General features: G+C 58.5%; 14 protein-coding genes. 3 read left to right on the top strand and 11 right to left on the bottom strand.

Going from position 1 to position 10,695, the window contains the following annotated elements; translation table 11 throughout:
* Positions 1-161: 161 nt before the first annotated feature.
* The 5 genes from sspB to zapE form a co-directional block, all read right to left on the bottom strand.
* Entirely contained in the window at positions 162-677 is a 516-nt protein-coding gene (sspB, locus tag ADK28_RS10290; protein ID WP_048795606.1) for a ClpXP protease specificity-enhancing factor, read from the bottom strand.
* A gap of 5 nt (positions 678-682) precedes the next feature.
* Positions 683-1,324, bottom strand: a complete 642-nt coding sequence (gene sspA / locus ADK28_RS10285) for a stringent starvation protein SspA (RefSeq protein WP_004937082.1) — start codon at positions 1,322-1,324, stop codon at positions 683-685.
* 325 nt (positions 1,325-1,649) lie between these two features.
* Positions 1,650-2,042, bottom strand: a complete 393-nt coding sequence (gene rpsI, locus ADK28_RS10280; protein WP_004937080.1) for a 30S ribosomal protein S9 — start codon at positions 2,040-2,042, stop codon at positions 1,650-1,652.
* Between the two features lie 15 nt (positions 2,043-2,057).
* Positions 2,058-2,486, bottom strand: a complete 429-nt coding sequence (rplM, locus tag ADK28_RS10275) for a 50S ribosomal protein L13 (protein WP_004937079.1) — start codon at positions 2,484-2,486, stop codon at positions 2,058-2,060.
* A gap of 264 nt (positions 2,487-2,750) precedes the next feature.
* Positions 2,751-3,878 carry a cell division protein ZapE gene (zapE, locus tag ADK28_RS10270; protein ID WP_016930199.1) on the bottom strand — a complete coding sequence of 376 codons (1,128 nt, stop codon included), beginning with the start codon at positions 3,876-3,878 and terminating at the stop codon, positions 2,751-2,753.
* Positions 3,879-4,109: 231 nt separating this feature from the next.
* On the opposite strand from zapE, the gene zapG reads away from it, so the two are divergent.
* The 3 genes from zapG to degS all read left to right on the top strand — a co-directional run bounded on the left by zapG (position 4,110) and on the right by degS (position 7,209).
* Positions 4,110-4,511: a Z-ring associated protein ZapG gene (zapG, locus tag ADK28_RS10265; RefSeq protein WP_004937074.1), complete on the top strand. Its 402-nt coding sequence runs from the start codon at positions 4,110-4,112 to the stop codon at positions 4,509-4,511.
* A gap of 180 nt (positions 4,512-4,691) precedes the next feature.
* Positions 4,692-6,062, top strand: coding sequence for a serine endoprotease DegQ (gene degQ / locus ADK28_RS10260; protein WP_004937072.1), 1,371 nt, complete (start codon positions 4,692-4,694; stop codon positions 6,060-6,062).
* Positions 6,063-6,150: 88 nt separating this feature from the next.
* A complete protein-coding gene (gene degS, locus ADK28_RS10255) occupies positions 6,151-7,209 on the top strand; it encodes an outer membrane-stress sensor serine endopeptidase DegS (protein ID WP_016930201.1) in 1,059 nt (352 codons plus the stop codon).
* Between the two features lie 71 nt (positions 7,210-7,280).
* Here the strand turns inward: degS and murA are convergent, their stop codons facing one another.
* The 6 genes from murA to ADK28_RS10225 all read right to left on the bottom strand — a co-directional run.
* Positions 7,281-8,540, bottom strand: a complete 1,260-nt coding sequence (gene murA, locus ADK28_RS10250) for a UDP-N-acetylglucosamine 1-carboxyvinyltransferase (RefSeq protein WP_004937068.1) — start codon at positions 8,538-8,540, stop codon at positions 7,281-7,283.
* Between the two features lie 55 nt (positions 8,541-8,595).
* Positions 8,596-8,850 carry a BolA family iron metabolism protein IbaG gene (gene ibaG, locus ADK28_RS10245; protein ID WP_004937066.1) on the bottom strand — a complete coding sequence of 85 codons (255 nt, stop codon included), beginning with the start codon at positions 8,848-8,850 and terminating at the stop codon, positions 8,596-8,598.
* Between the two features lie 140 nt (positions 8,851-8,990).
* The gene (gene mlaB, locus ADK28_RS10240) at positions 8,991-9,293 is read right to left on the bottom strand and encodes a lipid asymmetry maintenance protein MlaB (protein ID WP_033639304.1); all 303 of its coding nucleotides are present in this window, start codon (positions 9,291-9,293) and stop codon (positions 8,991-8,993) included.
* Positions 9,293-9,922 carry a phospholipid-binding protein MlaC gene (mlaC, locus tag ADK28_RS10235; protein WP_004937063.1) on the bottom strand — a complete coding sequence of 210 codons (630 nt, stop codon included), beginning with the start codon at positions 9,920-9,922 and terminating at the stop codon, positions 9,293-9,295. The genes mlaB and mlaC overlap by 1 nt, the downstream gene beginning before the upstream one ends.
* Before the next feature lie 14 nt (positions 9,923-9,936).
* Entirely contained in the window at positions 9,937-10,485 is a 549-nt protein-coding gene (mlaD, locus tag ADK28_RS10230; RefSeq protein WP_004937061.1) for an outer membrane lipid asymmetry maintenance protein MlaD, read from the bottom strand.
* A 4-nt stretch (positions 10,486-10,489) separates the two neighbouring features.
* The coding region (locus tag ADK28_RS10225; protein ID WP_048795605.1) for an ABC transporter permease at positions 10,490-10,695 on the bottom strand (206 nt) is incomplete at its 5' end.

The raw sequence follows: 10,695 nt of genomic DNA, 5'->3' as shown, positions 1-10,695 counted from the left end.
CGACATCCCGGAGATGCGTAAAGCGTTTGAGGGGCTGCCGATAACCACTACGGGGGTTACTTACTGTCTCGGTGATAATCGACAGCGAGCCAGTGAGTTGATCGTTAGTAACATTTGCGATTGATTTCGCATAGTGCAAAATCGTGATTTTTTTGACGTTCTTAGAGTGCGAAATTCTCTGCTAAACAGTGCAGAAAATTTCGCCGCGCTACAGGCGGCTGCGGCGGTTCGTCATCCGGGCCGTCATCTTCCGCGGTATCCGGGCGATCGCCGTCGATCACCGACATCAGAGTTTCCGAAGGGATCGTCTCATTGTCCAGACCTTCGAACACGCCTTCGCTCTCGTCGTAGGCGGCTTCCGGTTCGAACATCGTGCCGGCGCCGTTTTCACGCGCATAAATCGCCAGCACGGCGGCCATCGGCACCGAAACCTGACGCGGCACGCCGCCGAAGCGCGCGTTGAACTGCACGTCTTCGTTACCCAACGCCAGGTTGCCTACCGCGCGCGGCGCGATATTCAGCACGATCTGACCATCGCGCGCGAACTCCATCGGCACCTGCACGTCCGGGCGAGTCACGTCGACCACCAGGTGCGGCGTCAGTTGGTTATCCAGCAGCCAGTCGTAGAACGCCCGCAGCAGATACGGGCGACGCGGCGTCATCTGAGACATGTCCATCGCGCTTAGCCCCGGGTCTGCAGGCGCATTTCACGCTCGGCTTCGGTCAGGGAAGCCAGGAAGGCGTCGCGTTCGAAGACGCGGGTCATGTAGCCTTTCAGCTCTTTGGAACCGGCGCCGCTCAATTCGATGCCCAGCTGCGGCAGACGCCACAACAGCGGCGCCAGGTAGCAATCCACCAGGCTGAACTCTTCGCTCATGAAATACGGCGCCTGACCGAAGATAGGCGCGATCGCCAGCAGCTCTTCGCGCAGTTGGCGACGGGCGGATTCCGCTTCCTGGCCGCTGCTCTTCTCGATCTTGTCCATCAGCGAGTACCAGTTCTTCTCGATGCGCAGCATCATCAGACGGCTCTCACCACGGGCAACCGGGTAAACCGGCATCAGCGGCGGGTGCGGGAAGCGCTCATCCAGATACTCCATGATGATGCGGGATTCATACAGGGTCAGTTCGCGATCGACCAGCGTAGGCACCGTCTGGTAAGGGTTGAGGTCAATCAGATCTTGCGGCAGGTTATCCATTTCGACCTGCTCGATCTCGACGCTGACACCTTTCTCCGCCAGTACGATACGTACTTGATGGCTAAAAATGTCGGTCGGGCCAGAGAACAGCGTCATTACCGAACGTTTGTTGGCAGCGACAGCCATGAAAACCTCCAAGTTATCTAGAAAATACTGCGAATAGCCAACTGACAGGCTGCTATCCTGAATAATCTTGCCGCAGGCCGGCAGCACGCAGCGCGACCCGAGCCCATAAAAAACCGGCCCAGGAGGTCAACTGCACGGCGAACAGGCGCAAAAGTGGGTGATAGTTTACCAGATTCTGCTTGTTTTGTGGGGACGGTGCGGCGAATTCATGTTGAATTGTCTGATATGCCACAGATTTTAGTCGGGGACGGCGGATTTCAGGCGTAAAAAAACCCGGTGAAGCACCGGGTTTTTTGCGTAAATCGCACTGCCGAAGCAGCGAAAATTAACGCTTGGAGAACTGCGGACGACGACGTGCTTTACGCAGACCGACTTTCTTACGTTCAACCTGACGAGCGTCACGGGTGACGAAGCCAGCTTTACGCAGTTCAGAACGCAGAGTCTCATCGTATTCCATCAGTGCACGGGTGATACCGTGACGGATAGCGCCAGCTTGACCGGAGATACCACCACCTTTAACGGTGATGTACAGGTCCAGTTTGCCAACCATGTCGACCAGTTCCAGCGGCTGACGAACTACCATGCGGGCAGTTTCGCGACCGAAGTACTGTTCCAGGCTGCGCTGGTTGATAACGATGTTACCGTTGCCCGGCTTGATGAAGACGCGAGCGGCGGAGCTTTTGCGGCGACCAGTGCCGTAGTATTGATTTTCAGCCATTGCCATTAATCCCGATTAAATGTCCAGAACTTGCGGTTGCTGTGCCGCGTGATTGTGCTCGGTGCCCGCGTAAACTTTCAGTTTACGGAACATAGCACGACCCAGCGGGCCCTTTGGCAGCATGCCTTTAACCGCGATTTCAATCACGCGCTCAGGACGGCGGGCAATCATCTCTTCAAAGGTCGCTTGCTTGATACCACCGATGTGGCCGGTGTGGTGGTAGTACACTTTGTCTGTACGCTTGTTGCCGGTTACAGCAACTTTGTCAGCGTTCAGAACGATGATGTAATCACCGGTATCCACGTGCGGGGTGTATTCCGCTTTATGCTTGCCGCGCAGGCGACGAGCCAGTTCAGTAGCGAGACGGCCTAAAGTTTTACCATCTGCATCAACAACGTACCAGTCGCGTTTTACGGTTTCTGGTTTAGCTGTAAAAGTTTTCATTAGAAAGCTTACCCAATAATTAGTTACACGTTGGTGAACACCCAAACGCTCGAAAACAGTTGAGGCTCACACGACCATACAAGTCCAGCAAACCTACCCCTTCGAATAGCCATTGCCGGCACTATAAAGTTTTTGGGAAAAAAAACTTTGTTGTAACGTGGGGTCGCAAGATTATAGAGAAGTCGCTCGCAAAGATCGAACGGTTTTTGAATGGAAAATAAATTTATCGCCGGCGGCGGACAACCGGCGATAGGCCCGGCGGGCTCAGGGCAGATGCGGCAGCTTGAGGTACTCTTCGCTCTGCATTTCCTGCAGGCGCGACAGGCAGCGCTGGAATTCAAATTTCAGCTGCACCCCCTGATAGATCTCGAACATCGACGCTTCGGCGCCGATCACCAGCTTGATGTGCCGCTCATAGAATTCATCCACCAGCGCCAGGAAACGGCGCGCGGTATTCTCTTTCAGCGGCCCCATCACCTGCACATTATACAGGATCACGCTGTGGTACAGCCGCGACAGCGCGATGTAGTCCAGTTGGCTGCGCGCCTCTTCGCACAGCGTGTGGAAATCCACCGCCAGCACGCCGTCCACCGAACGGATCGCCTGCAGCGGCCGATGGTTGATCTGCAGCACCGGCGCGTCCTCCCCCGCCTTGCCCGCCAGCTTGACGAACATCCGATCCAGCGCCTCGCGCGTCTGGTCGCTCAGCGGCGTCAGGTAGAGGTGCGCCTGGGTCAGGGTGCGCAGACGATAGTCGATGCCGGCGTCGACGTTCATCACGTCGCAGTACTCGTTGATCAGATCGATAGCCGGCAGGAAACGCGCCCGCTGCAGGCCGTTGCGGTACAGATCGTCCGGCGGGATGTTCGACGTGGCCACCAGCGTGATGCCGCGCGCGAACAGCGCCTGCAGCAGCGTGGCCAACAGCATGGCGTCGGTGATGTCGGAGACGAAGAATTCGTCGAAGCACAACACGTCGGTCTCGGCCTTGAAGCCGTCGGCGACGATTTCCAGCGGGTTTTCCCGCCCCTGCAACTCGGTCAGCTCTTCATGCACCCGCAGCATGAAGCGGTGGAAGTGCAGGCGCATTTTGCGATCGCCCGGCAGACTGTGGAAGAACATATCCATCAACCAAGTTTTGCCGCGCCCGACGCCGCCCCACATGTACAGCCCCTGCACCGGGCGCTGAGGCGCCGTTTCGCCGCCCTTGCCCAGCAAGCGGCTGAGCTTGCCGCGCAGCCCGCCGGCCGGCGCGCTCGCCGCCGGCTTTTGCAGCAGAGCCTGATAAATGCGATCCAGTTGAGTGACGGCCCGGCGTTGAACCTCATCGGCCTGATATTCCCCCGCCTCCAGCGCCTGCTGGTAGCGAGATAACGGTGATAGTGCCTGCATCTGTTCGATGTTCCCTAAGAACGCTTAGAAATTATTTAGCCAACGTTGGCGGCAAGTTGATGCCGATTCGCACCGTTATCGCCACAAATGCCCGCCGCGGGCGCCGCTGAAAACCCTGTGAAAACCAGGTGGAAGCGCATCAGGATTCCACTCGGACAAGGTTAACGGTTATAGTGGATATTATTAAGTGAAAAATCCCTGCGGAACAACGAAGTCAAAATAGGAGTCATCATGACCTGGGAGTATGCGCTGATTGGTTTGGTCGTCGGTATCGTGATTGGTGCGGTGGCGATGCGTTTTGGCAACCGTAAATTACGTCAACAACAAGTCCTGCAGAACGAGCTGGACAAGAGCAAAACCGAGCTGGAAGAGTACCGTCAGGAGCTGGTCGGCCACTTTGCCCGCAGCGCCGAGCTGCTGGACAACATGGCGCGCGATTATCGCCAGCTGTATCAGCACATGGCGAAAAGCTCCAACAACCTGCTGCCGGATCTGCCGATGCAGGAGAACCCGTTCCGCTATCGCCTGACCGAAGCGGAAGCGGACAACGATCAGGCGCCGGTGGAAATGCCGCGCGACTATTCTGAAGGGGCCTCCGGCCTGCTGCGCGGTCAAAGCGCACGCCGCGACTGATATTCTTTCTTCGCCCGCGGGGCCACCCGCGGGGTTAATCCCGTTTGCGCCATATTGACCTTCCTTCGCATTACCTTTACTGAACTTTGCACGCAAATTCACGGTCTTACCCTTCACTATGACAAGGCGATTGCCTTATCATCAAATTTTCATCGGCAGGTATTGAGAGAGTTATCATCAATGAAGAAAAAGTCGTTAATTCTTAGTGCATTGGCAATGAGCCTCGGCCTGGCGCTCAGCGCCGCACCGGCGGCCAACGCGGCCCTGCCCGTCGCCGTGCAGGGGCAGCCGCTGCCGAGCCTGGCGCCGATGCTGGAAAAAGTCTTGCCCGCCGTAGTGAGCGTGCATGTCGCAGGCACCCAGGTGCAGCGTCAACAGCTGCCGGAAGAGTTCAGACGCTTCTTCGGCCCCAATTTCCCCGGCCAACAGCAGAGCTCCCGCCCGTTTGAAGGGTTGGGATCCGGCGTGATCATCGACGCCGCCAAGGGCTACGTGCTGACCAACAACCACGTCATCAACAACGCCGACAAAATCCGCGTGCAGTTGAACGACGGCCGCGAGCTGGACGCCAAGCTGGTCGGGCGCGATGAACAATCCGACATCGCCCTGCTGCAGCTCAGCGATACCAAAAACCTGACCGCCATCAAGATGGCCGATTCCGACCAGCTGCGCGTCGGCGACTTCGCCGTGGCGGTCGGCAACCCGTTCGGCCTGGGCCAAACCGCCACCTCCGGCATCATCTCGGCGCTAGGCCGCACCGGCCTGAATCTGGAAGGGCTGGAAAACTTCATTCAGACCGACGCCTCCATCAACCGCGGCAACTCCGGCGGCGCGCTGGTTAACCTGAACGGCGAACTGATCGGCATCAATACCGCCATTCTGGCGCCGAGCGGCGGCAACGTCGGCATCGGCTTCGCCATTCCGAGCAATATGGCGCAGAACCTGAGCCAGCAGCTGATCGAATTCGGCGAAGTGAAACGCGGCCTGCTTGGCATCAAGGGCAGTGAAATGACCCCGGACATGGCCAAAGCCTTCAACACCGACGCACAGCGCGGTGCCTTCGTCAGCGAAGTGTTGCCGAAATCTGCCGCCGCCAAGGCCGGCATCAAAGCCGGGGATATTCTGGTTTCCGTCGACGGCAAACCGGTGAACAGTTTTGCCGAACTGCGCGCCAAGGTCGGCACCACCGCACCGGGCAAAACCCTCAAGGTAGGCCTGCTGCGCGACGGTAAACCGCAGGAAGTCTCGGTCACGCTGGACAACAGCGAGAGCGCCTCGACCAACGCCGAAACGCTGTCGCCGGCGCTGCAGGGGGTATCCCTCAGCAACGGCGCGCTGCCGAGCGGCGACAAGGGCGTGAAGGTGGAGAACGTGGATAAAGGCTCGACGGCGGCGCAAATCGGCCTGCAAAAAGGCGACGTGATCATCGGCGTCAACCGCCAGCGCGTAGACAGTATCACCGCACTGCGCAAGGTGCTGGAAGCCAAACCGCCGGTGATGGCGCTCAATATCGTGCGCGGTAACGAAACCATTTATCTGCTGCTGCGTTAATTTGTGCAAAAACCGGGCTCGGTGACATACTGCGCCCGGTTAACTCATGCTATCCTCCGAACATCGTTCACCACACCACGAAAACTCCATGTTTGCTAAGCTCTTGCGTTCTGTCGTTATCGGTCTCATCGTTGCCGGCCTGCTGTTGGCCGCTCTGCCCATGCTGCGTTCTTCCAACGGTCTGTTTGCAGAGAAAACCGAGAATACCAGCGACGAAACGCCGGTGAGCTACAACAAGGCGGTGCGCCGCGCCGCGCCTGCCGTGGTGAACATCTACAACCGCAACCTGAACGGCGCCGCCAACGTGCTGTCGCTCGGTTCCGGCGTGATCATGAACGAACGCGGCTATATCATCACCAACCGCCACGTGATCAAAGACGCACAGCAGATCACCGTGGTGTTGCAGGATGGCCGCCGTTACGAAGCGCTGCTGGTGGGCTCCGACGGCCTGACCGATTTGGCGGTGCTGAAGATCGATCCCGGCAACCTGCCGGTGATCCCGACCAACAAAAACCGCGTTGCCCACGTCGGCGATGTGGTGCTGGCGATCGGCAACCCGTATAACCTGGGGCAGACCGTCACTCAGGGCATCCTCAGCGCCACCGGGCGCATCAGTATGAGCACCACCGGCCGGCAGACGTTCCTGCAGACCGACGCCTCAATCAACCGCGGCAATTCCGGCGGCGCGCTGGTCAACTCGCTGGGTGAGCTGATCGGTATCAACACCCTGACCTATGACAAAATCACCGACGGCGAAACGCCGGAAGGGCTGGGCTTTGCGATCCCGATCGAACTGGCCACCAAGATCATGGACAAGCTGATCCGCGACGGCCGCGTTATCCGCGGCTATTTCGGTATTCAGGGCAAGGAGATCATTCCGCTGCGCTCGTCCAATTCCGGCATCGATCGCCTGCAGGGCATCATCGTGACCGAGATTACGCCGAACGGCCCGGCGAGCAACGCCGGCTTCCAGATCAACGACATCATCATCAACGTGGATAACAAACCGGCGGTGTCCGTGCTGGAGACCATGGATCAGGTGGCGGAGATCAGACCGGGCACCGAGATACCGGTTATCGTGCTGCGCGACGGCAAACGCATTACGTTGAAAATGACGGTGGGTGAATTCCCGGAAGACAGCAATTAAAAAAGGGCCGGCATTGATAGCCGGCCCTTTGCTATTCATCCTGCCGACGCAGCCGCGCCGGCGCTAATGACTTACTCGCCTTTCACGCGTTCGATGTTCGCACCCAGCGCGCGCAGCTTGTCTTCAATACGCTCATAGCCGCGATCGATGTGATAGATGCGATCGACGACGGTCACGCCGTCGGCGATGCAGCCGGCGATCACCAGGCTGGCGGAAGCGCGCAGATCGGTCGCCATCACTTGAGCACCGGACAGCTGTTCAACGCCATGGCAGATCACGGTGTTGCTCTCGATCTCCGCGTGCGCGCCCATACGAATCAATTCCGGCACGTGCATGAAGCGATTTTCGAAGATGGTTTCGGTGATAACGCCAGTGCCTTCCGCCACCAGGTTCAGCAGGCTGAACTGGGCTTGCATGTCGGTCGGGAAGCCCGGGTGCGGCGCGGTGCGCACGGTGACCGCTTTCGGGCGTTTGCCGTGCATGTCCAGGCTGATCCAGTCTTCGCCCACTTCGATATCGGCACCGGCTTCGCGCAGCTTGGCCAGCACCGCATCCAGCGTGTCCGGACGGGTGTTGCGGCACATCACTTTGCCGCCGGAAACCGCGGCGGCGATCAGGAAGGTGCCGGTCTCGATGCGGTCAGGCAGCACGCGGTACACGCCGCCGCCCAGACGCTCGACGCCCTCGATGGTGATCTTGTCACTGCCGGCGCCGCTGATCTTCGCGCCCAGCGTGTTGAGGAAGTTGGCGGTATCGACAATTTCCGGCTCACGCGCGGCGTTTTCGATAACGGTGGTGCCGGTCGCCAAGGTCGCAGCGCTCATGATGGTCACGGTCGCGCCCACGCTCACCTTGTCCATGACGATGTGCGCGCCCTTCAGACGGCCCTCGACGGACGCCTTGACGTAGCCTTCTTCCAGCTTGATCTCGGCGCCCAACTGCTCCAGCCCGGTGATGTGCAGATCGACCGGACGCGCGCCAATCGCGCAGCCGCCCGGCAGGGAAACCTGGCCACGGCCGAAACGCGCCACCAGCGGCCCCAGCGCCCAAATGGAGGCGCGCATGGTTTTCACCAGATCGTAAGGGGCGCAAAACTCGTTCACGCCGCTGGCGTCCACGAAGACCGAACCGTTGCGCTCAATCTTGGTACCCAACTGGTTGAGTAGTTTAATGGTGGTGTCGATGTCCTTCAGCTTGGGGACATTCTGCAGCTCGACCGGCTCTTCCGCCAACAGGGCGGCGAACAGGATCGGCAGGGCGGCGTTTTTGGCCCCGGAAATAGACACTTCACCGCTCAGGCGGGTCCGACCCTGCACACGAAATTTATCCATCTGACTACTCTCTATTATCTAATCTGAAGCTGCCCGCCCGGCAGGGCAAACAGCCTTAAAATCCGTTGAGTTTGCGGTCTCGCTGCCACTCTTCAGGGGTGTACGCCTTAATAGACAAGGCATGAATGCGGTTGTCCGCAATGTATTCCATCAGCGGTGCGTAAACCGTCTGCTGTTTTTTGACGCGGCTCATGCCGGCGAACAGTTCACCGACCACAATCGCCTGAAAATGGCTACCGTCGCCCGTCACATGTACTTCATCCAGTGCCAATGCCTGCATCAGCACGTCTTTAATCTCGTTGGTTTCCATAGTATCCAGTTCTGCCGCTAAAGGATCATAAACAGCCTAGTATCTTAGTGGAATACGATGTTTTCTTAAACTAAAGAAAAAGCCCCTGCATAACAGGGGCTTTGTATCGTTTTGCCACGCAAGAGCGGCGTAAAACGCCGCTAACCGGCGGTATCGACAGGCATTATCGCCTGCAGGTTGTAGAGCGCGATCAGCGTTTTCAGGCGCTCGGTGGCGCCGAAAATTTTCAGCGCTACGCCGCGTTGGCGCTGCTCTTCCTGCAGATGCAGCAACAGCGCCAGCCCGGCGGAGTCCACGCGCTGCAGTTGCGCCACGTCGATCGCAGTTTTATCCGCCATCAGCGCGTCGCGCTGCCGCCACAGCGGCTGCAGCGTTTCCCGATCCAGTTCACCGCGCAGGATCAGCGTCTGCTGCTCTGATTCGAAGCTGAGCGCTGCCGACATCAGTTTTTCTTGTCCAGCGTGATAGGCTGCGCGGCGGCGGCCTGCAGCTGTTTGGTCAGGCCGTCGATGCCCTGAGTACGCAGCGTAGACGCCCACTCATTTTGCTTGGTGGTGATCATGCTGACGCCTTCGGCGATCATGTCATACGCCTGCCAGTAGCCGGTTTTGCTGTTCTTGCGCCATTGGAAATCCAGACGCACCGGCGGACGGCCACCGTTGTCGATGATGGTGACGCGAATAGCCACGATGTCGGCATTGCCCAGCGGCTGTTCAGGCGCGATCTGGTAAGTCTGGCCGTGATACATCGCCAGCGCCTGGCCGTAAGCCTGCTCCAGGTAAGCCTGGAAGGCGGTGAAGTAAGCTTCGCGCTGCGCAGGCGTTGCCTCTTTGTAGTAACGCCCCAGCACCAGCGCGCCGGCGTATTTCACCTGCACGAACGGCATCAGTTCCTGATGTACGATGGCACGCAGGTAGTTCGGGTCCTGCTTGATCTTCGGCTGTTCGTTCTTCAAACGGCTGAAGGTCTTCTGCGCCGCTTCTTGCATCATGCTGTAAGGATTGGTTTGGTCGGCTGCGCTCGCCAGCGGTGCAACCACCAGCAGAGCCACCATCAGTAAACGTTTAAACATGCAGGTATCCTCTCTTAATGATTTGGAACAGCGGGTTGCGGTGCGGCGCCGGCAGCCGGCTCAGCGGCCGCGTCTCCCGATTTGGCGCTGTCCTGACCGCCGCTTTTATACAGGAACTGGCCGATCAGGTCTTCCAGAACCATGGCTGATTTGGTGTCCTGAATGGTGCCGCCATCTTTCAGGATGGTGGTGCCCATATCAGGATCTTCGAAGCCCACGTTAAGCGCCAGATATTGCTCGCCCAGCAGGCCGGAGGTGCGGATCGCCAGCGAGCTGGTATCCGGGATTTGGTCGTACTTTTTCTGGATATCCAGCGCCACGCGCGGCGTGTAGGTTTTCGAATCGAGTTCGATGTCCGCCACGCGGCCGATCACCACGCCGCCAATTTTCACCGGCGAACGCGGTTTCAGGCCGCCGATGTTGTCGAACGTTGCGTAAATGCGGTAGGTCGGCTCGCTGCCGATCGATTTAAGGTTCGCCACCTGCAGGCAGATAAACACGATGGCGCACAGCGCGATCAGCATAAATGCCCCAACCCAGATTTCACTCTTCTTCGTTTGCATCGAATCAATTCCCAAACATCAGTGCGGTCAGCACGAAATCCAATCCCAACACCGCCAGTGACGAATGCACCACGGTACGCGTCGTCGCCCGGCTAATCCCTTCAGAGGTAGGCACGGCGTCGTACCCATTGAAAATGGCAATCCAGGTTACGGTAATGGCGAATACCACGCTTTTGATCAGGCAGTTGAGCAGATCTTTTTTCCACTCCA

The sequence above is a fragment of the Serratia sp. 506_PEND genome, from assembly GCF_001076875.1.
Taxonomy (GTDB): Bacteria; Pseudomonadota; Gammaproteobacteria; order Enterobacterales; family Enterobacteriaceae; genus Serratia; species Serratia marcescens.
Note: the sequence above shows the minus strand (reverse complement) of the source record. Positions and strands in the feature narration are given on the sequence as shown.